Source organism: Methanobrevibacter sp., from assembly GCF_017432245.1.
Classification (GTDB): Archaea; Methanobacteriota; Methanobacteria; order Methanobacteriales; family Methanobacteriaceae; genus Methanobrevibacter.
This window is the reverse complement of record NZ_JAFRJO010000046.1, coordinates 23,478-47,839: the sequence shown is the minus strand read 5'-3', so window position 1 is coordinate 47,839 and position 24,362 is coordinate 23,478. Positions and strand designations below refer to the sequence as shown.

General features: G+C 28.8%; 18 protein-coding genes. 4 read left to right on the top strand and 14 right to left on the bottom strand.

The genetic code is table 11. The features are described from left to right. Positions 1–1,308 (bottom strand): amidohydrolase family protein (locus IJI80_RS04040; RefSeq protein ID WP_292787859.1); only part of this gene is annotated, 1,308 nt, incomplete at its 3' end. A 798-nt stretch (positions 1,309–2,106) separates the two neighbouring features. Here IJI80_RS04040 and IJI80_RS04035 point away from each other — a divergent pair. Next, positions 2,107–2,682, top strand: coding sequence for a carboxypeptidase-like regulatory domain-containing protein (locus IJI80_RS04035; protein WP_292787857.1), 576 nt, complete (start codon positions 2,107–2,109; stop codon positions 2,680–2,682). 604 nt (positions 2,683–3,286) lie between these two features. Here the strand turns inward: IJI80_RS04035 and IJI80_RS04030 are convergent. The 10 genes from IJI80_RS04030 to dcm all read right to left on the bottom strand — a co-directional run bounded on the left by IJI80_RS04030 (position 3,287) and on the right by dcm (position 17,974). Then, the gene (locus IJI80_RS04030; RefSeq protein WP_292787855.1) at positions 3,287–5,086 is read right to left on the bottom strand and encodes a DUF2357 domain-containing protein; all 1,800 of its coding nucleotides are present in this window, start codon (positions 5,084–5,086) and stop codon (positions 3,287–3,289) included. Positions 5,087–5,102: 16 nt separating this feature from the next. Next, positions 5,103–8,285: a DUF3578 domain-containing protein gene (locus IJI80_RS04025; RefSeq protein WP_292787863.1), complete on the bottom strand. Its 3,183-nt coding sequence runs from the start codon at positions 8,283–8,285 to the stop codon at positions 5,103–5,105. A gap of 163 nt (positions 8,286–8,448) precedes the next feature. Continuing rightward, positions 8,449–8,871 carry a YkvA family protein gene (locus tag IJI80_RS04020; RefSeq protein ID WP_292787853.1) on the bottom strand — a complete coding sequence of 141 codons (423 nt, stop codon included), beginning with the start codon at positions 8,869–8,871 and terminating at the stop codon, positions 8,449–8,451. 21 nt (positions 8,872–8,892) lie between these two features. Beyond that, positions 8,893–9,312, bottom strand: a complete 420-nt coding sequence (locus IJI80_RS04015) for a hypothetical protein (RefSeq protein WP_292787851.1) — start codon at positions 9,310–9,312, stop codon at positions 8,893–8,895. Continuing rightward, complete coding sequence (locus tag IJI80_RS04010; protein ID WP_292787849.1) at positions 9,305–11,281, bottom strand: AAA family ATPase; 1,977 nt, start codon at positions 11,279–11,281, stop codon at positions 9,305–9,307. The genes IJI80_RS04015 and IJI80_RS04010 overlap by 8 nt, the downstream gene beginning before the upstream one ends. 9 nt (positions 11,282–11,290) lie before the next feature. Further along, positions 11,291–11,464 (bottom strand): hypothetical protein, encoded by a 174-nt coding sequence (locus IJI80_RS04005; protein ID WP_292787847.1) that lies wholly within the window; start codon positions 11,462–11,464, stop codon positions 11,291–11,293. A gap of 4 nt (positions 11,465–11,468) precedes the next feature. After that, positions 11,469–12,806 carry a DEAD/DEAH box helicase family protein gene (locus tag IJI80_RS04000; RefSeq protein WP_292787845.1) on the bottom strand — a complete coding sequence of 446 codons (1,338 nt, stop codon included), beginning with the start codon at positions 12,804–12,806 and terminating at the stop codon, positions 11,469–11,471. After that, positions 12,796–15,618: a hypothetical protein gene (locus tag IJI80_RS03995; RefSeq protein WP_292787843.1), complete on the bottom strand. Its 2,823-nt coding sequence runs from the start codon at positions 15,616–15,618 to the stop codon at positions 12,796–12,798. Before IJI80_RS03995 ends, IJI80_RS04000 begins: the two co-directional genes overlap by 11 nt. After that, a complete protein-coding gene (locus IJI80_RS03990; RefSeq protein WP_292787841.1) occupies positions 15,615–16,466 on the bottom strand; it encodes a hypothetical protein in 852 nt (283 codons plus the stop codon). Before IJI80_RS03990 ends, IJI80_RS03995 begins: the two co-directional genes overlap by 4 nt. 215 nt (positions 16,467–16,681) lie before the next feature. Then, on the bottom strand, positions 16,682–17,974 hold the full coding sequence (gene dcm / locus IJI80_RS03985; RefSeq protein ID WP_292787838.1) for a DNA (cytosine-5-)-methyltransferase: 1,293 nt from the start codon (positions 17,972–17,974) through the stop codon (positions 16,682–16,684). Between the two features lie 147 nt (positions 17,975–18,121). On the opposite strand from dcm, the gene IJI80_RS03980 reads away from it, so the two are divergent. Together IJI80_RS03980 and IJI80_RS03975 are read left to right on the top strand one after the other, a co-directional pair. After that, on the top strand, positions 18,122–19,474 hold the full coding sequence (locus IJI80_RS03980; RefSeq protein ID WP_292787837.1) for a Sau3AI family type II restriction endonuclease: 1,353 nt from the start codon (positions 18,122–18,124) through the stop codon (positions 19,472–19,474). A gap of 217 nt (positions 19,475–19,691) precedes the next feature. After that, a complete protein-coding gene (locus IJI80_RS03975) occupies positions 19,692–20,324 on the top strand; it encodes a zinc ribbon domain-containing protein (RefSeq protein ID WP_292787835.1) in 633 nt (210 codons plus the stop codon). Between the two features lie 179 nt (positions 20,325–20,503). Here the strand turns inward: IJI80_RS03975 and IJI80_RS03970 are convergent, their stop codons facing one another. From IJI80_RS03970 to IJI80_RS03960, 3 genes are all read right to left on the bottom strand, one after another. Continuing rightward, the gene (locus IJI80_RS03970; RefSeq protein ID WP_292787833.1) at positions 20,504–21,715 is read right to left on the bottom strand and encodes a restriction endonuclease; all 1,212 of its coding nucleotides are present in this window, start codon (positions 21,713–21,715) and stop codon (positions 20,504–20,506) included. Between the two features lie 188 nt (positions 21,716–21,903). After that, a complete protein-coding gene (locus IJI80_RS03965) occupies positions 21,904–22,362 on the bottom strand; it encodes a hypothetical protein (protein WP_292787832.1) in 459 nt (152 codons plus the stop codon). Positions 22,363–22,427: 65 nt separating this feature from the next. Beyond that, positions 22,428–22,901 (bottom strand): hypothetical protein, encoded by a 474-nt coding sequence (locus IJI80_RS03960; RefSeq protein ID WP_292787830.1) that lies wholly within the window; start codon positions 22,899–22,901, stop codon positions 22,428–22,430. A 523-nt stretch (positions 22,902–23,424) separates the two neighbouring features. Here IJI80_RS03960 and IJI80_RS03955 point away from each other — a divergent pair. After that, positions 23,425–24,285 carry a hypothetical protein gene (locus IJI80_RS03955; protein WP_292787828.1) on the top strand — a complete coding sequence of 287 codons (861 nt, stop codon included), beginning with the start codon at positions 23,425–23,427 and terminating at the stop codon, positions 24,283–24,285. Positions 24,286–24,362 lie beyond the last annotated feature (77 nt).

Genomic DNA, 24,362 nt, shown 5'->3' with positions numbered 1-24,362 from the left:
CCTTAACTCTTTCATTTCTGCAATAGCTCTTTTTGCCTCACTTAAGATATGGCCTTCATCCACAGTGAGAAGCTTTCTATTCTCCATCAATATCTTACCGTTACAGATAGTGGTGTCAACATTGGAACCGTTAGCGGAATAGACCAAGTTGGATGAAAGTGCATTGCTCATTGGAGTCATGTTAGGAGCGTTTGTGTCAACAAGAATAAGATCCGCTTTCTTGCCAACTTCAATTGAACCTGCATCAATGCCTAATGCCTTTGCACCATTGAATGTTGCCATGTTAATCACTTCATCAGCAGTAGCAAGTTTCGGATTGAGAGTTGAAACCTTTTGAAGAAGTGCTGCAAACTTCATCTCATCGAACATGTCAAGATTGTTATTGCTTGATGCACCATCAGTACCTAATCCAACACATACACCTTGACTTAATAGTTCACCTATAGGTGCTGCACCTGATGCAAGTTTCATGTTACTGCATGGGTTGTGTGAAACCTTGACATCATACTTTTTGATTAAATCTATCTCATTTGCATCTAACCATACACAATGAGCAGCCACAATATCATCATTTAATATGCCAATGTCATCTAAATACTCGAAGGGTCTTTTATTTTGATGTGCTTCCTTACAGTCATTAATTTCCTTCATTGTCTCATTCATATGAATGTGGATACCAACTTGGTACTTATCAGCTTCCTTTCTGACCCTCTCTAGAAGCTCACTTGAAGTGGTGTAAATTGAGTGTGGACCAAACATTGTAGTGATTCTTCCATCTGCAGTATTGTTGTGATTTTTTATTAAAGATATGTTTTCCTTGAATTCATTTTCACGTTTTTCCTCAATGCCGAAATCAATCATACCATATGACAACACTGCCCTCATACCGATTTCCTCAACTGCCTGTGCGACACCATCCATATAGAAGTACATGTCTGAAAATGTGGTTGTACCGCTCTTGATCATTTCAGCTGCACCAAGAAGTGCACCTATGTAACAGTATTCCCTGCTTAGGTGTGCTTCCATAGGCCAGATGTGATCGTTAAGCCAAGTGTCCAATTCAAGGTCATCAGCGATTCCACGTAAAAGTGACATTGAAATGTGAGTGTGAGTGTTGATGAGCCCTGGCATTAGGATCTTGTCTGTTGCACCTATTATCTTTTCTGCATTTGATTCATCGATTGTATCGTTGATTTCTGCAATCCTATCTTCAACTATCAATACATCTGCAGATTTCTCTTCTGTTTTTCCATTTCCCAATGGATTTAAAATAGTTGCATTCTTGATTAATATGTTTTGACTTTCCATTGAAACACCTATGAATTAGTAATTATGAAATTTTTTAATTTATTTATAATCTATATATATTTTTGATTAGATTAAATTTAAAGATTTTTATTATTGGGAATGATTGAAGAAAATAATCTTTATTTAAAAAAATAGCGGCAAATATAGATTAATAGCTAAAGAAAGATTAAGACTAAAATATACGAACAATAAAATTGTTTAAAAAAACCAAATAATAGGTTAGTAAAGGGGTTTCGTTAAACATATATTTTAGGAAAAATAATATAGTTTGATAGTTTTAATAAATTTTTTAATTATATAGTTTTAGGGTAATTTAATCTCACATCTTTAGCTAAAAATCTATATAAAGTATAATTGAAAAAATATCCATTATACTTTATGTAATATATGTTTTTTATCTAATATAAATTTTTTTAATAATGGATTGATAAAAATTGTAAAATTATTAAAAATTTTAAAAAAAGTTGAAAATTAGTACTGATTTTTGATTAAATTTTTAAAAAGTAGAGCAGTATAACCAAATGATTATACTGCCTTAACATGATTTGATAACTAAAGTGATATGTATTCTAATTTAAGATATTAGAAATATCACAAGATATGATTTATAATAAGTCATTTAAGTATTTTATGATTATAAATGGAAATGGATGAAAAAATCAGCCCAATAAAAAATAGGAATGAATGAAAAAATTACTTATAGAAAAAATCACCACACCAAAATAGAAAAGAATAAAATAAGAATGAAATAATAATATTAATTATCTAAAAATCAAAAATTCAATTTTGGGGGTTAATATGAATACAAGAGATATTATATACATATGCGCTACAATAATCATTATTCTTGCTATTGGAGTCTTTGTATTGTCCAATCCTTTTGGAGGTGCTGGTGAAACTGCAATTCTAACTATGGAAAGCAGCCAACATCTTTATGAAGGGGACAGCCTGATACTAAAGCTTTCTGATGAGGATGGAAACGCGATTTCAGGTGAAAAGATCGAGATAAACCTCACCCATGCATCTAATGGAGTCACTGAAAACTTCACTCTCAAGACAAATGGAAATGGAGAGTGCAGACTAGAGGATCTTATAGCAGACAACTTCACACTTAGTGCTAAGTTCAATGGAAACAAGGATTACAAACCGGCTATGATTAGCGGAATCATATATGTGAAGAAAATCGCTCAATCATCAAGCAGTGACAAATACAAAACAGACAATAAGGTGGATGATGTCATTGATGGGTGGAATCCATCAGAGCATGAGGTTTCCAGAGAAGATCTTGGAGATGGAACATACAGAATAACCTACGATGACGGATACTTTAGAATAGTTGATGAAGATGGAAACATCTTGACTTATGGGTACTGATTATTAATCAGTACTTTACTCTTTTTTTAAAAAACTTGATAAATAAAAATTAGCTAATTGTCAAATTATTTGACAATTAATAAAAGATAACCAACCCCTACAATATTAGCTTAAAGGAACTAACATTTTCTAATCATAGAAAATTACCCTTATAATCAATTCAGATCCAACCCCCAATATAATAATTTTGCATTAATGATCTGATAAAAGAGAAACAATTAATCAAACCCCTTTAAGATAATTAAGGTTTCAATTTCAAGACTATTAATAATTATTATATGTTCCTAGAGAATCAGTCATTTTGAAATACAAGGATAATTGTAACCAACCCTTTTATTTAATAAAGTATACTTTATTACAATAATAATTTTTGTAAAAATGAGTATATTAAGTTTTTTATTTTGGTTATAAATACTTAATTGAGTTAAGAATTGATTAAAATGGGGGATTTTTGATAATATTTTGAAAGTATCGATATGCAAATGATAGTAATTTGATAGATAAGTGATAGATATATGATAGATATTAGATATATAATTGATAGATAAGTGATAGATATATGATAGATATTTAATATCTATTTGATAGATATTTGATAGAAAAGTTAATTGTTTAAATCGCTTAAATCCAAAATCTTATTATGAATAAAATCAACCAATTCTTTTCTATTGTCTGATGTTTTTCCGGGATTTAATGGAAATGCCCCTACTGACTTCAATTTCATTTCATCTTCATGATATAATCTCTTTTTTTCTCCAGGATAAAGAACATAAGCACCAATTGTATCTGCAATAGCATCCTTGTAGGCATGCATCTTTACAACATCCTCATTCTTGAAGGATTCCTCATTGATGTTCAACTTGTATTTTGCATCAAAATGAATAATGTATCTTTCTTCTCCAATATGAATTACTAAACTGTAATCTGGCCTTAAATTGACTGAATAAGAATTATAGTCACTGAATTTGCTTTTTCTAAAAGTTTTGTTATACAATAAATCTATTCTTATACTATCATAATTTGCATTGAAAAAGAATTTCTTGACAATACCCTCTCTTAATGATATTGTCATATTATCTTCACTAAGGGAGAAAATGTCATTGAAATCTATTGTAGAATCACAAATATTGCTAATCATGTCTGCCAGTTCAAAATAGCACCAATACTCATAAAGCTCAAAGACCTTTTTCTCATTTCCTTTGAATACATCGGTGACTTCATCCCATTTCAGCTTGAAACCTAACTCAAACATCAGATAGTATTGGAGGATATCACGATACCCCTCCTTTTTTTGAAGAAGCTGTGAATTTAAAGGCACATAATCCATCATGCCGATATCCTTAAAGTATCTCTGTGATAGATATGCGCTTATTGTTTCTTTGTATACTTGAAGCTTGTCTTTAATGTATCCTTCTGGGACTTTTTTCAATAATTGATTGATTAAATTCTCAATTGATTCCAAAAAGTTCTTATAAAAACGATTTTCAGGAACATCAATATTATCAATGTATTTTGTCTCATTAATCTTTAGTGGAATATGACCTTTTGTTCGCTTATGCCATATGGAATCAGGATCATTTGTCTTTGTCAAATTATCAGAATTAGAGAATACATCTATCAAATCACTTGGATTTATATTGGATGCAAATGATGTAGGAACTTCCTCTTTTGTATCAATTAGTGCTGAATACAAGTTTCGGGAAAGATATTCGATAGTGGATGGCAAGTTTTCATCCTTAAATAAGTATTCAAGCAGCATGAATTCCTCATAGCTTGACTTATCCTGTATACTATCTAAATCAAAAAGTTGGGATAATGGTGAAGATGATTCGTATATCAGACTTTGAGAGTATTTGGACAAATCCCCTATCATAGCCGCATATTCAGTTGCATAATCGATTTTGCGAGAACGAACTTCAAATGGAATTTTGAAAATGGATTTATTGTTTTCATAAATATCAAAATAGCTTTTTCCAACATAAGACCCAAAGGATAAGAATCCATTATAACTATGCGGAAAGAGCTCTAAAACTGTAGCTTCAAATTTCAATATGGAGTGGAAAACATCTAAATCCTTGAATTCCTTATCCAACTTATAGTTTGGCTTAAAACTTAAGTTATATCTGAATTCCTCTAACAGCATTATATTGATATTGTTTTCACTGTTTTTGTAAAATTGAATTGGAGTCTTATTGTCATATTCATATACTAATGGAACATTATATAAAATAAGAGAGGCATTAGAAGGTATATTGTATATGGAATTGTCTAGTTTGATTTCCTTATTAAAATCTACAATAGTCCTTGTGGATTTAGTAGAACGTTCCAGTCCAATTGAAAGTTTGATAGTTCCTAAAAGCTCTCCTTCATCATTATGAGCTTTTATTTTAATATACTGTTCCATACTTTAACCCATAAATCTAATTAATAAATGATACATAGCGTTGTTTAGTTAAAATATCCTTCATTTCTTTTAATTTACGAGCAGATTCAGGATATTTGGATGTTTCATATGTTAAATGATTACCTACAGATTTAGCATATAATTTATCTAAGGTTTCTCCAATAATTTTTTCAGAACCGTGTAATTTAGGAAGTAACTTTTGCTTTATGCATGCATCAAAGTAGCGAGTCCAATTAACAAACTCATCAGGTTCACCTTCATATTCCCATGCTACAGCCATAAAACGTACTATTTCATTGATGACTCTGAATCCAAAATCAAACCCAGATTCCTTTAATATTTTTTGGAACTCATAGATTTCATTAGTCAATAAATTCCAGAATGCTTCTCCTTCATATTCCACTTCATCGAATAGATTCCTTAGTTCATCTATTCCATAAGAACGAATCTCATTTCCTGCCAATGGATTTTCCAAGTAGGATATGTTTCCACTTGGTGCTGTGAGATTGATTTTATTATTCATGTAATCAGAAGCAGAATAAGTCTCAAACTCAATAACATTAGCACGATCCAAAACCTTTGGAGAGAACATGTAAGTGGTTTCATCTACATTCACCGTACCTATGATGAATAGGTTTTCAGGTAGAGTGAGTTCTTTTTCTCCATATAGTGGGATTTTCTCTCCACTTTCAATAGCTGATAGGAAGTCAGCAAAGTAACGTTCTACATGAGATAAGTTCATTTCATCTAGTATGAGGAAATATGGTTCTGTAGAATTATTTGCAGCTTTTATTAAATCATATGCAGGTGTGGATTGGTATTCATTTGTAATTACATTGTAATAGCCTATTATGTGTCTGTTTTCCGTCCAATTAGCACCTACTGGGATTATTTTATAATTAGGACTATTTTGTTTATAATTATTTCCACCCCTTTTTTCTAAAATATCTCTCTTCAAATCTTCTTGATGGCCAAATAATAAATCAATTCCTGTTTTATTTTTATAGGTTACATAATCAATAAATTCTCCAAAAGTAACAAAATTAGATGTTCTATTTTTTTTATATTCAAAAGTATTAGGATGTATTCTTACATAAACAGATTTGCCTTCACCAATTGAATTCTCATCATTTAATTTAAACATGATGTATAATCTAAAAATTGCTTCACCAAATATTTTGTCATCAACAATAACCCTACAACGAGTTTCGTGCCTTAATGGAACAAAATCAGATATATCTCCAGGGAAATCTTTTCTTTTAAGCGGTAATTTTATTCTTTTTAAATTATTGTTTTCTAAAAAACCCTCCAAAATTTCATTACTTTTAATAAAATCTTCTATTAAACATTTTGAAATATCTTTGGAATTGAATTTAATATTAATATTTGAGTCATTGCCTTTCGGATAATTACTTTTTATATATTCTATTATCTCCTCATTTTCTTTAAAACTAATCCAAGGTTCATATACAACATCCGCCATTTGTACTTTACGATTTAATTCAACAAGGCAAGTACCATAATATTCATCAAAGGGATAAAGAGTTTTACTAAATTCATCTTCAAAGTTTTTTGCAAATTGTTTTGAACTCTTGGTCAATTCTACATAATATTCCCCAAAATCATTACCTTTTTGAAAATGTTGTGTATAAAAATAATCTTCATTATTATAATTTTTATCGGCTTTAAAATTTGTGATATCCTCATCTAATAATATTTCTAAAGGAACCTTTTGCTTCTCATCTTCATTTGCCAATTCCGCAAGATGTCGCTTTAATTCATCTCCTTTGTAGAATAAACGAGGATTTAATTTTAAATTTGCATTTGCAGGAACACCATCAACAACAATTGAATAACTATTCTCAAGTTCATCAATTGGAATTAAATCTTTTATATCATTTCTATTTAAAGACCATCCCCCACTTTCAGAGGATTTTCCAACTAAAACTTCAGTATTAATAGAACTGATAGTGTCTTCATTTTCTAAGGGATGATTATCTGTAAGATATTGAGCAAATAGCTGAGACAATTTGGTTTTTCCAGTCCCTGAATTACCTGTCAAAATAGCAAATGGTTTAGCTTTTAAAGACAATAAGTAATTTTCAATTGTTTCCTTATCAAAGAAATATCCTTTATACAAAAGATAATCATAAAATGAATTAAATAATTTTTCTTCAGCCATATCATCTACCCTTTCAGTTTCAATAAAATCTTCTTCTATATCATTATCATAAACATTTTCAAATACATCAACTTCATCCTTATTTCTATTAGCTTTTCCTAAAGCTTCTATCAATTCATCTTTTAATGTGAACTGGAATGCTTTTCCTGTTTTACCTTTATTCCTTGCTCTGACCTCTGATCCATAAAAAAATCTCATCCAATAATTTTCAGTCCCGTCTTTATTATAAACTGCTTTCTTGTTTAAAAAATTCTTTACTCTATTTGAATTAGCAATAATTGTACTGTTATAGGATTTCTCATTACTAAAACCTAATTTTTCTCTTATTTTAATTAATTGACCAGTAGTAACTTGATAATCTACTATATCATACATGATTTCAAGAATACTGAACATTTTATTATCAATTACAGTATTATTTTCTAAAGCAGAGACCCATTCATCAACAGAGATGTCAATTTGATCTGTATAATTATTTAAAACAAATTTACGTAAATCTGAAAATCGTTTTATATCCAAAACTAAATCCTCTGTAGATGGAATAGTATACTTATCATAATATTTAGCCACTATTGTTGCACTATCATGTAACTTTGATTTAACTCTGTTTTCAGCTAAATCTACACTGAAAACTAAATTTTCTTCAAGTTTACCGTTTTCTTCTAAAAACTCCCTAATGTAATTTGATTTATTTCTAAGATAATTAGCATAATATTTACCATATTTGGTTTTAGTTTTTCTTTCATATGGAACTTTTAATATTAAATATAATCCAGACATGTCCGCTTTAAAATAATACATTAGATTTAAGTAAAAATCTTGATCAGCAACAGTGTTATCAATAATTTTTACACGAGGAATGGTTCCTAAATCTTTAGTTCTAGAATAGGAATCTATAGAAAAATTTTCACCTAAAGCACGTTCTAAATCTCGTTTAAAATCATTTTTAATAAATTTAAAAATAGGATTTTTTGAAGAATCATAAGTTTTCCTAGATACTAGATATTCATCTAATATTTGTCTTATATCTTGTTTTAAAATAAGTAAGTCCCCTTTATGTTTATAATAAAAATATTTGTTAATTAACTAACAGTTAATATATAGTTTACTATTTATAAAATATAAAATTTTTTAAAAAAAAAGATGATATCAATTTAAAAAAAATAAAAAATAAAAAAAGTTAATCCATCAAACCAACATAAGATAAGACTGGGTGAACTTTGTCTTCCAATAATTCTAAAGAATTATCATAACAATCATCCATAACTTCTTTAACATCAGTTTCATGATTCCATAAATTTTGAAGAAAATCATAGCCAAATTGTTTGGCTACTTTTCTTAAAACATAAACAGATACGAAGATATCATCAATATAACCATAAGGGCCATATATTTCCTCTGGGATGATATCATCTGGAGCAACATAATATGCAATAGCTGCACTAATTTCTAATCTCATCTGTCTATTAATTTCCTCTTGCGAAAGAAGGTCGCATAAGAGATTAAATAAATTAGGGCCACAATTGATAAAGTATGCGTATTCACCCTCGTATCCCTCTAAGTTTTCTATTAAAGTATCATAGAAATCTTTAAATTCGGACATAAAATCACTTTAAAATAAAAATTATTGTTTTATAAACTTATCAAAATATTTTAATGCTTCAAGCTCTAAATCATCTAATAATCCTTTAGGATTTTCAATGAAATCTTCTTCTAAAAGAGATAGGCCAGTTTTTGCATATTCTTCACATATTTTAAAGTAATCATTACGTTTAGCTAAAACTTCAAAACTCCCTGTTTCCTCAACAGCAACGGCCATCATTAAATAATGAACATTAGAATTTTCAATTGTTGTTTGACGTATACGGCCAGTTTTTTTCTTATCCAAAGGAGTTCTTATTCCTGCTTTTTTCCCATATATTAAGGAAATTGCAAAAATATCTATGAGATTTAAACTTCTAAAAGGTTCTTCAACCATTAATCTTTTTAAAGTTTCATAATCATCTTCATTATAATTAATCCTTCTTTCATTTACTTTAGCCATTTAAAACCACCTTAGACTCTTTACCTTCATCAGAATTATTCCACTCAATCATATATTCTTTTCCAACTGAACCATGTATAGTGTCCCTAAAGTCATCAGTATACTCGGTTCCAGTTACAAGTAAAACTGTTTGTTTATCACCTACAAATTGAGGTAAAAATTCTGCAATGTTATGCCTCATATCAACATCTAAATTACCTAAAGGAGTATCCATAATAATAGGCAGTTCAAATCCAGAAATATTGTGTAATGCAGACATAAAACAAAGACCTAAACATAATTTTTCACCATCTGATAAATCTCCAGGTCTTTCTAAATCACCTAACCTATTTTGAATGAAAACTTCATAATCCTCGTCAATTATTATATCAACAAACTCATCTTCTTTCCAAGAGATTTTGATGAATTTTTCTTTAGTTAATTCTTGAACATTTGCCCTCATTTTTTCTTTTAAATCTTTGTAAATAGTTTCAGTAGACTTACTCATATTTTCACAGAATTCCTTTTTAATTCTGAATTCTTCAATTTCTTTTGAGTAGCGTGCCTCTTTATTAACTAATTTACGTTGTTCCCCTCGTTCTCCTTCTAATTTTTCTATATGAGATTTTAAATTTTTAATTTTAGTTTCTTTACTATCCTTTGATGTTCTTAATTGTTTTCTACGATTGGTTAATCTTTCAATACCTTCAAGAGGATTATCAGTTAATCTAGACTCCACATCTCTTTTTTCAATGATTAATTTTTCTTGCTCTTCATTTATAGAACGAATCTCGGAATGAATCTCAAAAGATCTAGATTTGAATTTTTGAATGTCTTTCATGATAACTTCTTTAACTTGATTTAAAGCAACTGTAAGTTCTTCAGCATGATCAGTTAAAGGATTAGTCTCTTCCAAAAGTTGTTCTAACATTTTTCTGTGTTCTATATCAACTGATAAATCAGTACCACAAATACATTTACCTTCATCTAATAAATCTTGAATGAAACTTCTTTTAAATTTAGGTGGAATATAACCTTTTTGTCTAGATTTTTCACCTAATTCCATAAAACTCAAAAAAGACTCATAAGATAAAATGAATGGGTATTTAGTTAATACATGCTTTTTTCTTTCAGCTTCTAATTTTGACAGTTTTTTATTATTTGAGTCTATTGCATTATCAAGCACTATATTTCTTTCTGCATCTTTTCTAACTTCAGTTGATTTTTTGTTGACTAATTCATCATTAATGTTGTCAATTTCTATTTTAATTTCTTTAAGATCGTTTTCTGTTTTTTCTAAGTCCTCTTCTGCTTCTTTAATCTGTTTATCATATTCACTTACTTTTTCACTAGCCCCTCCAATTTTAGGCTCTAATTGCTTTATTTTAGAAATATACTGATCTTTCACTTTTATCAAATTTTTACTAGCATTTTCAAGTAAGTTTAATTGAGATAAGCTAAATACTGTTTCTCTAATTTTTTTTGTCTTTTCCTTTTGGAAGTATTCGCTTAAACGAGCTCCATCAAAAAAGAAATAATCTTCAATAGCTTGAGGAATTTTACGTTCAATTGTGTATGAATCATTTGCCTTTACTTTAATATCATTGCCTTCTTGTGTTTTAACCTCAAATTTATCCAAACTAGGTTGTGATACTAAGCCTGTTTCTGTTTTACGGAACCCTTTTACTCTATGGAAAGCTAAAATCTCTCCTTCATCTAAAAATTCTAATTCCACACTAACTTTTATTTTATCTCCAATTACTGCCAAATTAGCAGTTTTATTATTACATATTTCCATTGAAGAATCATCCTTATAGTCATGAATTTCAGAACCATAAAGACACCAACTTAAACAATTTAATAGTGTGGTTTTTCCTGTTCCGTTATTTCCTTGAATAATTGTGAAATTTTTACCATCACCTTGGGCAAAATCAATATCAACATTACGATATTGGCGATAATTACGAATAGAAACCCTATTAAGTATCATTTTCCCACCTTAATCTACGAAATTTTCAATTAAACTATCATATTTTTTAAAATAATGGCTTATATCCTCTTTTTCTCTTTTAAATTCCAACCTCAAAGCTTGAATTATGAATGCTTTGGTTTTTTCATCATATTCAGAATTCTGAATATCTTCTATTAGTTTTTTTCCTACTTTTAAAGCCATACAATCACCATTCTCCTAATTTCTTCAATAATTTAATACATTCCCATGAATTTTCTGCATTAGATGCAAATCCCATGTATCTATTGATTTCCTTTTCTCTTATCTTTTCTCCTATTTTAGTTGTTTCTTTTGGAAATACCAAAATATCATAAATAATAGCTCTTTCCTTTCCAGGAGAATTTCTTAAAATACGACCTCTTCTTTGGACGTGTTCTCTTGGATTTGAAGTGCTTGACATAATAATTGCGTTTTCAGCTGAAGGAACATCAACACCTTCATCTAAACATTTAATAGCCACTAAAGCCTTATAAGATCCATCTTCAAACTTTTTAAGCAAATATTCCCTTTCTGAATATATGTCATTTTTCTTCTTTGTAGCCGATTGCTCTTGAGTGAATCTATGTTGAGGAATAATCCTTTTTTCATTTAAAATTTCCTGAACTCTGTCTATTTGCTGTGGAGAGCAAAATACAATTAATTTATCAATGTCTGGTTTTTCTTCTAGTATATCAATAAATGCTTTGTATTTTTCTTCAGCATTGTTAATTATTTTCTGACGAGCAAAGAAATATGTCTCTAAACTTACACCATTTTCATCCTTTTCTTCATCCGCCTCCATCATAACAGCGATTTTCCTACTATAATTAGAATATTTTTCAAATTCATCATAAGTTAAATCAACGAGAATCGGTTTATAAATATAAGGAGTTAAATAAGTCTTTCCAGTATCTGGATTAAACTCATTTAAAGCTCTTTCTATGTCAAATTCAAATACAACTCCACCAAAGAATTCTTCAATAACATGAGTTCCAAAATCATCAAACCATCTTGCAGGAGTTGCACTTAAGCCTAAACGATAATCATAACGATTATTTAATGCAATCATTTGTTTTTCTGAACCTATCCCATGAACTTCATCAACAATTAACAATATTTCTACTTCAAATTCTTGAATTGTATCTAGGAAATAATCTGAAGATAAAGAAATATGTGTTGTTAAAACAACTGCTTTATCAACTAGCCCTAAATAATAATCTGTATATAAATTTTTAAAATCTTTTTTCCATTTATAATTCTTTCCAGATGCGGTTATAATTGGGCCATCATGAAATTTTTTTAATTCATTTATCCATTGATCTATTAAATGAGATTGAGGACATGCAATAACTGTTAATAATCTGTCTTTAGTATCTGAAAGTTGCTTAAAGCAAGAAAGAGCTGTAAAAGTCTTTCCTGTACCTGTAGCCATTTCAAAAATACCTCTACAATCATTATTAAACCAAGAATCGATAGCTTCTATTTGATAATCTCTTAGTTTAATATTTGAGTTACTATTTTGCATTTTCCCAACCTAATAATTTTAAATCTTTTAAAGCTGATTTTAAACGGCTTTTTTCTATATCAATGTCTAACATGAAATCATAATTATTATCTTCTAGTTTTTCACAAAGGAGTTTATTTAAATTGCAATTTATAAATGAAATAAAATTGAAGATAGACACTCGATCCTTTTCTGAAATTATGCCTTTTAAGAAAATTTTTGAATAATCATCTCCGCAATCTTTTTGGAATAATTGTTTTAATGATTCATTTTGAGTTTCCTCATCAATTTTTTCAATTTCTTCTTCAGCTTCTTCTACAGATAAATCCAATTTGTCAAAGTTTTCTTTATAAGGGTGGACATCATAATATTTATTTCTAGCTAAAATAGCTTCTTCTTTTGTTTTGTAAAAACCTAGATTAATATATTCATTATTAACTTTTGTATATACAAACCATTTTGATAATTTCTTATTGAAAGAAATTCCATCAATTTTTTTATCATCATCTAATAAAATATGGATAATAGGAGTTACTAGAGTTAATGGAATATTTTCTTCGGAGGAAATAAAAGTATTTGTAAACCCTTGTTCTTTTAAATCTTTAAGTCTAATAGCTAGTTCTGTGGTGTATTTTCCTTCATTAATTCCGATTAACACTTGAATTTCAGTTGGAGTAAATTTGCTTTTACAATCATCACAATACTTTTGGCCAGACCCTCTCTTTTTTTCTTCAAAAGTTTTTTTACAAATAGGGCACACTTTACTATTATTGCTCTCCTTATTATTCTCTGGAACAAATGATAATGATGAAGCATTATCTGTAGGATAATGTCTTAAAATAGGAGTAATTAGAGGATTAGGTATGCCTAATTTATATGCAATTTGAGTATTAGTTTTTCCTTCCATTTTTAATTTCTTAATAGAATTCACTGTTTCTTCAGTGTATTTCCCCTCTTTAATACCAACTAAAGCACTTAATTCTGAAGGTTTATATTTATTTTTGCATTCATCACAATATTTCCTATTTGTAGCATAATCTTTGTGAATAATCTCATTTCCACATATGAGACATTTTTTATGTTTATTAGCAGATACATTAGTTTTAATGGAAACATCCGAATCATTCTTAGGTCCAATATCTTTCGATTCTTCAGATAAATCTAGATTTGCTTCGGTTTTTGCATCTTTAATTTCTGTAGGTCCCCTTAATACATGATTATTCTCAAACTTCGAATCAAAATTATTTTTAATAATGTTTACAACGCCAATTTCTCCCAAATATCTTACAGCCATCAGTTTAGCTTGATATGGAGTGACAAAATTTTGACTTAGGAAAATATGGCCTTCCTTTTTAAGAGTAACAATCCAATCAGAATTTTCATGATTATAATAACATTCAACAAAGTTTTGATAATCTATTAGATTTATTGCTTTATCTAAGGTTTCTTCACTTTTCAAATATTCGTCATAAATATTTAATTTAGGAATTTCTTCTTCCTTTATTTGAATAATATATTCTTCAGAATCAGAATATTCCCTAATAAATTCGTTTAATTTGGTTCTATTAGCTAAAATGATGAGATCATCGGAATCATATCTTAATAAACCATTATCTTCTAAATCTGCAATAGTTATATCCAAATCAATAATATTAAAACCTTTTTCAATCAAAGAAGATTTACTAAATCCTGTTCCAGGTTTTACATATTCTAAAAACTTGTGGATTTGTTCAATTGTCATTTGCTTATCAAAGCAATTAGAACAAATATCAGTTCCATCCTCTTCTTCAATTTCCTTTCCACAAATTCTGCATTTAGGTTTTTCTTTATCATCAGTAAAGCCAAAGTAATCATCAAGTGCGGATTTTGATTTAGATTCCTCTCCTTTTTCTTCAATAGGATTTAATAAAGAACCAAAAGCTTCATTTATATCATCATTGAGATATAATTTATAAATATCATCGGAAAATGGTTTTAAAAATCCATAATCTTTTAATAATTTAAAATTATATTCAAATAATCCTTCTTCATCCCACATATATTCCAATTCAGATGTAGAAAGCATATTAGTTGAAATAGAACCTTCATTTAGTTTATAATAAAGATCTAATGCATAAATTTTCTTTAAGCAATTTTCACATCTTGCAGGGAATTTACGAGAAAGCTCCAATAAATTCTTATTAAGAGTAGATTCTAATTTTTTACCACAAATCATGCAGAATTTATAATTATCTTCCCTTTTTCTAATTGAATCTAAAGGAATCGGATTAATAATTAATTCATTAGAATCGTTTAATTTGAAATCTACATCATCTAGAATAGTTTCAAGATTATTTAAAAATTTATCAATGAAACTAAAGCAATTTCCAAAATCAAATAAAGTGTAATCAGCACCCTTAGTTTTATATAACTTATAGGATTTTCTCAATAATTTAAAATGTTCATCAGATAAATTGTAAATTTTAGATAAAATATGCAATTCACCATTTACATTCGCAAACATTGCATCATAAGGGGATTTAGAATTATTTAATGGAAAATCAAAAATAAATAAAGGATTTAAAGGCTTGTTTTTATCACTTGCCAATATAAAATTTAGTTGATCCCATTTTCCAAAAGCATGCCTAATAATCTCTTTTGAATTAAATTTAGTATAAAAAAATCCATTTTCTGAGTAAAATACTTGTATTTTAAAAACATCTTTTTGAGATTCATTGATACTAAAATCTACAAATAAGAAAGTGCTGCGCTCAAATTTAGGATATAATTTTGTTGAAAAAGATCTGCTGAAATTTTCAGAATCCTCCTTAGCAGTATACAGTCTTAGTTTCATTTAGTATCCTCCCCTCTTTCAAACTTATTGTTGCTTATTAAGAATCCTTCACTGAAATTTTTAACTAGACAAGAAATCATTTCATGCCTGGAATGATTAATGTTTGGACATTTACCCGCCTCTTTTATTAATTTCTTGTCATTTAAGAGATAAATTTGCTCTAAAACCGAAATTTTTGCATAATGGTAAATGTCTAATCCTTCATTATTTAAAACAAGAATTAAATCATAAGAATCAAATTTTTCGAAAAAATTATTTTTTAAAGCGCTTTTACTTAAAGAAACCTTAACATCATATTTTTCGGCAATGCTAACTAAATCAACAACTTTTAACGGTTTAACAAATGAATCAAAAATTTCTTCTAATTTAGAAGATCTATACTTATACTTGTAATTAATAATGTCTCTTAAATTAAAATTAGATATAATCCTATTCACTAAAGTGTCCTTATCACCATCTGCATCAACAATTTTAAATCTTAAGAAATTATAAGAGAACTCTTCATCTACACAATATTTTAGGAATAGATCTAATTTAATAGAATTATTTTGTGATTTTAAGTTAACTTCGCTTGAATTTTCATTGATGTCATCTTCAGAATCTAATGAGTCCTCTTCGATATTTTCAATAGTCCCCTGTTCATTCTCATCAGTACTTTTTACAATATCATCTGATTTTTCATCTTGATTTATATCTGAGGTAAAATCATTAGAATATGAACTATTAGACTGAATTAAACTAGTAATGTCTTCTAATTCATCAATAGAAGAGTCTTCAAAATCAGTTTCATCCATTAAAATGTCTGTATTTTCTAAAATAATTTGCCTTTTAGAATATTTTTCATCCAATCTCTTTCCACAAGTAGGACAAAAATAAGCAGGACCATGTGGAATAACATTCTTACAGAATGGACAAATATCTAAATTTTCAGAATTAGTTAAAATAAAAATCCCCCATTTTTACATAAATAATATAATACCTTTAAATATAGTATATAATTTATTGAATAAAATACTTTCTAAAAAAACTATAAAGGGAAAAAATTAAAAAGTAAATTAAAAAATTAGTCTTCCTTTTCAACAATAGTTGAAATATGATCACCTAAACGCTCTACAACACCAACAACAAGTGCATTACCCATCATAAAGTATCTTCTACGTTCAGTCATCGCTTTAGATTCAATATTGGTCCAATCATCTGGGAACATCTGAATCCTTTCAGCCTCAACTGGAGTTAAAGTTCTTAAATTGCCTGATTTAACATCTTTAACTACATGAGAACTTCTATTTGTTGTACTTTCACTAGTTAGCATAGTTCTAGCTGGAACATCTAATTTATCAGGAAATGCAATTTTACCTTCTGAAAAATAGTAAGTTTCACCATTAGGTCTTTTTCTAGGAACTTTTTTAGATCCTTTTAAATACTTCCATTTTTCCAATTTTTCATCTAAAAGATAATATTTCTCATCAACTTCTCCTTTTTCTATAATGTCCCCTAAAGTGGTCATATTCTCACATTCAACAGGAGAGGTCTTAAAGGTGTAAATATTTCCTTTATGCATAAGTCCAGAATTAAAGAAATGGAAATCAAAATCATCACTAATAGCTACAAGATCATCAAAATCTTTCTTTTTGATTGATGTTTGTCCAAATTCATCAATGGAAACTTCTTTTCCATCCAAATTCTTATCTGTATTATATTGAATTGGGAAATTCTTAGCAAAAATTCCTTCCTTGTAAATTAAATCCTCATAATCTACCTTATCCATCTTTTTATAATAATTAGTAGACTCATGATAAGCAAAAATAAATACTCTTCTTCTCTTTTGTGGGAATCCATATTCTGCAGCATTGATTACTCTCCACTCCACGGAATAACCGTTGTCGAGAAGTGTCCTTAACATTACACCGAAGTCTCTTCCTCTTTGGCTAGCAGGTGAACGTAATAATCTATCTACATTTTCCAAAAGAACAAAAGGAGGCCTTTTTTCTTCTAAAACTTCAGCTATTTGCCACCAAAGCACTCCTTTTTTACCTTCAATTCCCTTTTCACCAGATAAAGAACGAGCAACTGAATAATCCTGGCAAGGGAATCCTCCTACAAGAAGAGTGTGATTAGGAATTGTCTTTTTATCAACAGTAGCTATGTCCTCATTTACATGATTCTCAGATTCTCCGAATCTTTCAACATAACAATCAAATGCAGCTTGTGATTTAGTGGAAGGTTCCCATTGATTTGCCCAAACAAAGTCCCAATTATCCTCTTCGTGGACTTTTCCATCCTTTAGGCTAACATGATTGAATCCACAACGGAACCCACCAACACCTGCAAATAATTCTACTACTGTTTTATCCATAAAAATTCCTCTTATAATATTTTATAAATTTTGATTTATATATTTAATTTAATTTTCATATTTAAACAATGAATGGGAGCAAATGAAAACTAATAGTTTTATGTATAATTAACTATATAACAAAATATTGAGTAAGGGGATTAAAATATGAAATTCAATACAATTGAGGAATTACTTAACTATACAGAAGCAATTAAAGGTAAAACATTTAAAGAATTTGATGAAGATGACATTTTAGGGGATAGAACCAGTTTAGTTGGAGGAAGAGGAGATTTAGGAAAGTTAGTTGAAACTGGTTTTTACAAATATCCCAACAACAATATTTCTAAAGCTGATTTTGATAATATTGGTGTGGAATTAAAAGTTACTGGATATAAAAAAAATAAAAATGGAACCATATCAGCAAAAGAAAGAGTTTCTTTAAATCAAATAAATTTTAACGAAATCGTTGAAGAAGACTATGAAGGAAGCCATTTAATCAGTAAAAACCAAAAAATATTGTTTATTTGGTATGTTTATGAAAAAGGTAAAATGGTTAAAGACTTTGTTATTACACACTATCAGCTATTTGATATGGATACTGACAAAGAAATCTTTAAAAATGATTTTTATACAATTCAAGAAAAAGTTTTAAAAGGGCATGCCGAAGATTTATCAGAAGGAGATACAACTTATTTAGGTGCTTGTAGGAAAGGAGCAGACGGATCTAGTACTACTACTCAACCAAACTCTGATGTTCTTGCTCCAACTAGAGCTTTTTCATTGAAACAAAAATATATGACTTGGATTTTGAGAGATGGATTTGAAGACCACAAACAAACTACCTTAACATTTGAAACTAGATATAAAACAGCTGAAGATTATATTTACGATAAAATTGAACCATATTTAGGGCAAACACAAGTGGAAATATATGAAAAATTAACTGGAGTTACTTTTGAAAGAGGAAAAATAGTCCGTTATGATATAAATAAACAAATAGCTAATATTTTAATTGGAAAAGATGAAGAATTGGAAGAAAAAAATGATTTATTTAAGAAATCAAGTTTTATAATTAAAAATTTACCTTTATTATGTACTGGTTATCCGAAAGAAAGAATGACCTTTAGGACAATGAGTAAAGAGGATTTCGTTGATGATTGGGAAGATTCCGATTGGAAAAAATATTTTGAAGAAACAACATTGTTAGTTATTTGCTATAAACAACCTACTAAAGAAAAGACAAAAAATGGTTACAGGGTTTTAGATGGTGTAAAAAGAATTAGTTTTAATGATGATGATTTAGAATCAATTGAAAAATCTTACAATATGATTAAAGAAACAATAGAAAAAGAAGATTTAAATTTATTACCTAAGCCTAAATCTTTTGATGGGCAAATAATAGAAATTGCACCAAAAAGAAGTAAAGGTAAAAATACATATGACTTATTTTTAGAAAAAGATAAAGTAATTTCCTTTGCATTAACAAAAGAATTTTTAAATGAAAAATTATACCTATGAAAAGAAAAATGATGGAAATAGTCTTCAAGTACTGAAATAAGAATTTAAGAAAATTATATATAATCATGGAGTTAAACTACCTCAGAAATGAAAACCTGCCCTCAATGTTACCAACAATATGTAGAAAAGGGTAATGACCTAAATGCAATTTAGAACTGAAAACAACAGAAAAATTTACATGAGAGGATAGACTAGGAAGATATTTAGGGGAATCATCATGAACTACTGTTTCAACTGTGGAGCTAAACTAATAGAAAAAAATCAAAAGTTCTGCATAAAATGCGGAACCAAATTAGTCGAACACGAAGATAAATACAAGGACTACCTAAGGCAATCCCACAGCAAATACAATAAAAGGGAAGGGGAATCCTATAACGATTACCTTGAAAGGATCAACTCACCGCTAAAGGACAAAATAGCTACTGAAGAGGAAATCGAAAAGGAAAAAGAAGATTACATTGACTATGACCCTCTCAAAACATATAAGGAAAACAATCCTCAAATAAACTATCCTAAATCAGAAAGGGAAGATGATATCCCATATGAACAAATAAGCAATGCAGATGAAGACCAGCCTAGAAAAGAAGTTATTGTAGAAGGAATGTTCGGAAAGCCAATGGCTTCCACAGAAGGAAACTTTATAGTTGAAGGAATGTATGGAAGGCCAAAATACTACATCGATGGAGACATAATTAGGGAAAACAATCAATTCGGAAGGCCAGCATATAGAATAGACGGCAACTATATAAGAGAAGAAATGTATGGAAGGCCTAAGTATTATATTGATGGTGACTTGATTAAAGAGAACAATCAGTTTGGTAGAGTGGTTGGTAGAAGGAGGAAATTTTGATAAAAAATAAATTTTTATCTACATGTTGTAGATTAGAAATTATATTTTTTAATTTAGATTTAATTTAATTAAATGTAGCTTTTATTAAAATAATAGAAAAAATAGTACAATTATTTTAATCAACTATGTAATTGATTAAAATAAAAGCAAAATTAAAACAATTTTTTGATAAAATAATATTATGATAATCTTGTCACATTCTGATCAATATTTTCTAACCATTCTTCTATATTATTTGTAGTTATTCCATTAGATCTTAGAATTGATGCAATATCAGATGCTGTAATAATTAAAATAGGATGCCCATCTTCATGAACTTCTTTATAAGCTTGTTTACTAACATAGCTTGTAGTAACTAATATTCCAAATTGACGATATTTTATTCTAGATATTAATCTAGACATTGGTTTAACACCTACTCCAGTATCAGGTGAAAAGCATTTTGCCTCTAAAGCAAATTCTATAGTTAAAGGATAATTTGCACTGCTTTCTGAATTTATATGATATTCACCAAATGCATCCCTACCACCATCACGCCAAGGCCTAGTAAGCTCAAATTTTACAAAGTTTGTATCCATGTTTTTTATAAGCTCAGTTGCACAAGCTTCAAAGCCGAAAGGATTTTCTTTATAATGATTATATATTATCTCAATACACCTTTCTCCTTCCCTATCACAGTTCATTTGGTCGTTTTTTGAAGGAACTTGATGAATCCTTGGTGCTTTAAGTGCTTGAATTCCATTACGGCCTTTTGCTATAAAATTTTTCCAAACCAAAGGGGCATATCTTAAATTATTTTCATGATTATCAATCAGGCTTTTTAACCAGTCCTGAGTAATTGGTTCAGTGCCAGTGTCTAATATAGTAAAATAAGATTCATAATTTAAAAATCTATTTCCTTCCATTGTTCTCCATATAGCAACCAAATCTCTATCTGGGGATATGTTCGGATTTCCAGGAGCTGCTAAACCTAAAAATTTAAAATCTCTACCAGTCCCAGTACTTTTAAAAACAAAAAAAGGAGGCATGTCTTCTAAAGATTCATTAGAATTTAACATGGCAAAAACATGCTCCAATAATTTATTTCCATTAGGTTTTGTATCTGTGTGTCTTCTTCCAGATTTTCTATTATCTCCATAATATCTAAAAATACCTGTTTCCTCATCAATGTAGTCAGGCCACTCCAATTCAGACATTGTAGTAGTTAAAACAACATAAGCAGGTTTACCACTACCATCAGCCCTATTAACTTTTCTAAAGCCACCTAAATTCCCACACTTAGGAAATAATTTAGATAAAGGATCAGCACGGGTTCCTCCTTGATTACCTCCCTCATAAATACAATCAATTATAAGGTCTGCTCCTTCCAAATCATCAAAACTTTTTTTCATTTATACACCCCAAAAACTAGAATTATTAAATTTAAAATTTTTATCTTTTAATGTATAGTTTACTATTTATAAAATATAAAATTTTTTCATAAATAGTTTTATATAGTAAACTCGTGAAATTTTAAAAAAAAATAGGGTTTGAAAATTAAAAATAGTTAAAAAAAGAAAAAAAGAGAATAAGAATTAACTTATTCTAAAGAATTAATAACCTGATAAGCAGGACTATCTTCAGCTGCTGGAAGCTCTTCGCTTGCAGGCATTCCATCAGCTACTACAATAGGTTTTCCACCATCACTGCAAATATAGAAATATCCTTGGGTTTCATCAAATTTGTAAGTGGATTGGGTTGCTTCGAAATTTCCTACTTTCAATTCTTGTGCATCACCGAATTCACATCCAGCAGATTCAAGCATTGACTTGAAAAAATTGATGTCACTTACTGCATCTAACTGATAAACAAGAACAGTATGGTTTTCATCCAATTCCATGCCAACAGAAACGTCATCCTTGTCAACAACTTGATATCCATCTGGAATATCAAAGGTATAATCTCCTACAGACTCATAGTCATCTGCAGCTGCAATAGCTGTCATGCTTCCTGCCAATATCAAAAGCATAACCCCTAAAAACAAATATTTAAATTTCATTTTATCACCTAAAACTATTTTTGATTACCTCAATAATGAGCATTAAAATTTTGTAGTCTATAGCCTCATTTTTCCTTAAAGGATTCTATCAAATCCTCTACATCAGAGTCTCTGGCGCTTTCAAGGAACAAATCGTCTTGTCCTGAAGTTCCATGAGTGATCATTAACATATCATCATCGTTTTCACAGAAGAAAAAGAATCCACAATAAGCATTCTTATAGTTATAAACATATTGGGTTACATTGAAAATTCCAATTTCCTTTGTGTTTTGATCTTTTTCCAAATCCCATCCTTGTAACTTTAGATTTTCAATGGCTTGGTCCTGACTCATTTTGACGTCTGCCATAGAGAGTGTAATGGTATAAAATCCTAAATCATCCTCTAGAAAAATTCCTTCATCACTTTGATTTGTAATGTTAAAGTCTTCCGGAATGGTAAAGGTATAATCGCCTATTTCTGCATCTTCGGCTGAAACAACTGCTATGCTAGATGCCAAGACAATAAAGATTGCGCATAAAAACAAATATTTAAACCTCATTTAATCACCTTTAATTTAGAATTTATTATTTGTTTTTAATAAATTTTTATAAAATCAGCTATAAAAAATGAATAAAATAAAATAAAAAAAGTAGTAAATATGATTAAAATAATAAAATGATTGAGATTTAAAGACTTGTAGAAGAAATTATTTATTTTTTAGGAGATTACATTATTTTAATCATATGTGTTGTGTGTGTTTGATTTGTGTTTTAAGAGCGATAAATAAATGTCTGTAGCAATTAAAATTGCATTTAAGGAGGGTTTATTTTTAAAAAAAGAAATTTTAGAAATGATTAAAATTTCTTCTTTAGAAAAAATATAACGATTGTTATATTTCTCTATACTATAATATAACAATTGTTATATTTAAATGTTTCGGAAAATAAATATCAGATTGAAAGATTGTTTTAATTTCGTTATAATATTAAAAAACAATTAAAATCCAATATTTAAAAAAACTAATCAATTTAAATAACATAAACTTTAAACTAGGATTATTTATAGATTATTTTGGCGAAACAATGAAAAATAATGAAAAAATAGATTTGGAAAAAATTGAAGACAAATACTTTTGCCTTCTATATCCTGGAATAAATTCCATTCTTGAAAAATTTGGATTTCCATATAAAATAGTGAGACCTTGTCCAACCAAGATCGTGACATATGATGGAAAGGAAAGAAGGGCAGATTTCTTTGGGCAATTGGACAATAATGACATAATTAGTCTAGAAGCACATTCAACGGCAATAAGAAAGGAAGATAAGGAAAAATTTTTTGACTATGCATGTTATATGAGCACCAAATATAGAAGAAAAGTCCACACATTAATCCTTAGCACTCATTATAAGGACAATGATGAGTTTATTTTGAATTGGCACAACAATGACAGGTTTACTATACCTTATAAATCGTTTAAGAGCTTTGATGGAGATAAAACTATAAATAATATAAGTTTGAAAAATAAGAACAACGAAGAGCTTAGCAAATCGGAAATAGGGGATTTAAGAATACTTACATTCATGAAATCAAAAAGATCACCTAAAGAATTGCTAATCAAATCAATCGAGTTAACATGCCATGCAAAAATGAATGAAACAGATAAGTTACACACAGCAGTTCTCCAATCATTTTTAGCTAAAAAATTCATAACGGATAGTGAAGAATATAAGGAAGTGATGAAAATGATAGATGAAAGTGCACTGGATTTTAAAGGAATACTAGGAAGAAGAGACCGAATATACTATGAAGAAGGACAAAAATCAAGAAACTATGAAGTAGCAAAAGACCTCATAAACGAAGGACTAGACGATGAAACAATAAAAAGAATAACAAAATTAAACCAAAAAGAGTATGAAAAACTAAAACAACAATGCTCAAAATAAATCTGAAAAAATTAGATCTTGAAAAAAATGTAAAAAAAATATAAAAAAACAGTAAAAAGTAAAAACCTTATCACTAA

Excerpts from the sequence above, each read along its gene's own strand:
- IJI80_RS04035 (WP_292787857.1), top strand. The coding sequence starts at position 2,107 with ATGAATACAAGAGATATTATATACATATGCGCTACAATAATCATTATT.
- IJI80_RS04030 (WP_292787855.1), bottom strand. The coding sequence starts at position 5,086 with ATGGAACAGTATATTAAAATAAAAGCTCATAATGATGAAGGAGAGCTT.
- IJI80_RS04020 (WP_292787853.1), bottom strand. The coding sequence starts at position 8,871 with ATGTCCGAATTTAAAGATTTCTATGATACTTTAATAGAAAACTTAGAG.
- IJI80_RS04015 (WP_292787851.1), bottom strand. The coding sequence starts at position 9,312 with ATGGCTAAAGTAAATGAAAGAAGGATTAATTATAATGAAGATGATTAT.
- IJI80_RS04010 (WP_292787849.1), bottom strand. The coding sequence starts at position 11,281 with ATGATACTTAATAGGGTTTCTATTCGTAATTATCGCCAATATCGTAAT.
- IJI80_RS04005 (WP_292787847.1), bottom strand. The coding sequence starts at position 11,464 with ATGGCTTTAAAAGTAGGAAAAAAACTAATAGAAGATATTCAGAATTCT.
- IJI80_RS04000 (WP_292787845.1), bottom strand. The coding sequence starts at position 12,806 with ATGCAAAATAGTAACTCAAATATTAAACTAAGAGATTATCAAATAGAA.
- IJI80_RS03995 (WP_292787843.1), bottom strand. The coding sequence starts at position 15,618 with ATGAAACTAAGACTGTATACTGCTAAGGAGGATTCTGAAAATTTCAGC.
- dcm (WP_292787838.1), bottom strand. The coding sequence starts at position 17,974 with ATGGATAAAACAGTAGTAGAATTATTTGCAGGTGTTGGTGGGTTCCGT.
- IJI80_RS03980 (WP_292787837.1), top strand. The coding sequence starts at position 18,122 with ATGAAATTCAATACAATTGAGGAATTACTTAACTATACAGAAGCAATT.
- IJI80_RS03975 (WP_292787835.1), top strand. The coding sequence starts at position 19,692 with ATGAACTACTGTTTCAACTGTGGAGCTAAACTAATAGAAAAAAATCAA.
- IJI80_RS03970 (WP_292787833.1), bottom strand. The coding sequence starts at position 21,715 with ATGAAAAAAAGTTTTGATGATTTGGAAGGAGCAGACCTTATAATTGAT.
- IJI80_RS03965 (WP_292787832.1), bottom strand. The coding sequence starts at position 22,362 with ATGAAATTTAAATATTTGTTTTTAGGGGTTATGCTTTTGATATTGGCA.
- IJI80_RS03960 (WP_292787830.1), bottom strand. The coding sequence starts at position 22,901 with ATGAGGTTTAAATATTTGTTTTTATGCGCAATCTTTATTGTCTTGGCA.
- IJI80_RS03955 (WP_292787828.1), top strand. The coding sequence starts at position 23,425 with ATGAAAAATAATGAAAAAATAGATTTGGAAAAAATTGAAGACAAATAC.